General features: G+C 67.1%; 2 protein-coding genes. One reads left to right on the forward strand and one right to left on the reverse strand.

Annotated features, from left to right (window positions below; all coding sequences use genetic code 11):
• Positions 1-251 precede the first annotated feature (251 nt).
• Complete coding sequence (locus tag ON27_RS29375; RefSeq protein WP_217441614.1) at positions 252-938, forward strand: tRNA-dependent cyclodipeptide synthase; 687 nt, start codon at positions 252-254, stop codon at positions 936-938.
• On the opposite strand, the gene ON27_RS29380 is transcribed toward ON27_RS29375, so the two are convergent.
• A partial coding sequence (locus tag ON27_RS29380) for a MerR family DNA-binding protein (RefSeq protein ID WP_043734845.1) occupies positions 893-1,184 on the reverse strand: 292 nt, incomplete at its 5' end. The two genes, ON27_RS29375 and ON27_RS29380, sit on opposite strands and share 46 nt — an antisense overlap.

Below are 1,184 nucleotides of genomic sequence, written 5' to 3' on the forward strand. Positions count from 1 at the left end.
CCGTGCATCAGCGCAATTCCCACGAGCGCCGCCGGCACCGCGAGCAGGCGCACAGGTATGCGACGCGAGGGCGGGGCGGCGGTCACCCCGCCGAGAGTACCAACCAACTACGGAGCCCTGTAGTAGGAGGTGTGCTCGGCCCCGGACTTGACCTTCCCCTTCACTGGAAGGTTCATCCTGTGAGGCGATATCGCGCAACCAGGCTGGTTCCCGGGGCGCTGCGGATTCGTGATGTAACGAAAGGCCCGACCTTGTCCTTGCATGTTCAGCCGCTGTCGGTGCACTGCCATGGGCCGTTGACCCGCCGAGCGCATGTCTGTTTCGGGATCAGTCCGTTCAACAGCTACTTCACCACCGAACGGATCGCAGGGCTGGCCCGGTGGGGTTTCGGCGAGTTCGAGGCGGCGCATTTCTTCGTCCCGGACCTGCCCGCGACCTACACCCTGGAAGCACTCGGATATGCGCCGGAGCGCGCCGCGCACAAGGCCCGCCGCCAGGGCCAGTACGTGCGCAACAAGATCGCGCGGGCCCTCATCGACCTGGGCGTGCGCGAGCCGCAGCGACTGATACTCGGCGCATCGGAACTCGATACGAACCCGCGCTACCGGCAACTGCTCGACCAGGCGCAGCGACTGTTCGACCGTGATCCGGACTTTCGCGCCGACTGCTTGGAAGCATCACGGTGGGTGCTGGAGAACCGGCTGCCCGCGGGCAGCTCGGCGTCCGAGGATCAGCTGCGGTCGGCCGTTCGTTACCTGCTCGCCGAGCTGCCCTTGTTCACCGACACCGGCGGCATCGTCGGCGCTGAGTCGTCGGTGTTCTGCTACCACCAGGGCATCGGATTCCTGCGGCGCTTCTACGGCGGCGAGTTGGCCTGGCGGCCCGTGGTGGGTCAGGGGTTCGGTGTGCTCACCGACCTGGTACCCGCTGCGGGCTGAGTCTCGGATTCCAGGATCCAGCACACGGCGGCCTGGTCGTGTTCGGTAGCGCTGGGCCCACGCCGGGCGGTGTCCAGGAGGGATTCGAGATGGGTTTCGAGGGTGATGAGCTCGGCGATCTGGGCACGGACCTGATCGAGCCGGGAGGACAGCACCTGTTCGACGTGGCTGCACGGTGCTTCGCCGCGGTCGACGATGCTCAGCACCTGGCGGGCTTCGGCGAGCGAGAGCCCAGCAGCCTGGGCG

The organism is Nocardia asiatica NBRC 100129, from assembly GCF_000308415.1.
GTDB classification, from domain to species: Bacteria; Actinomycetota; Actinomycetes; order Mycobacteriales; family Mycobacteriaceae; genus Nocardia; species Nocardia asiatica.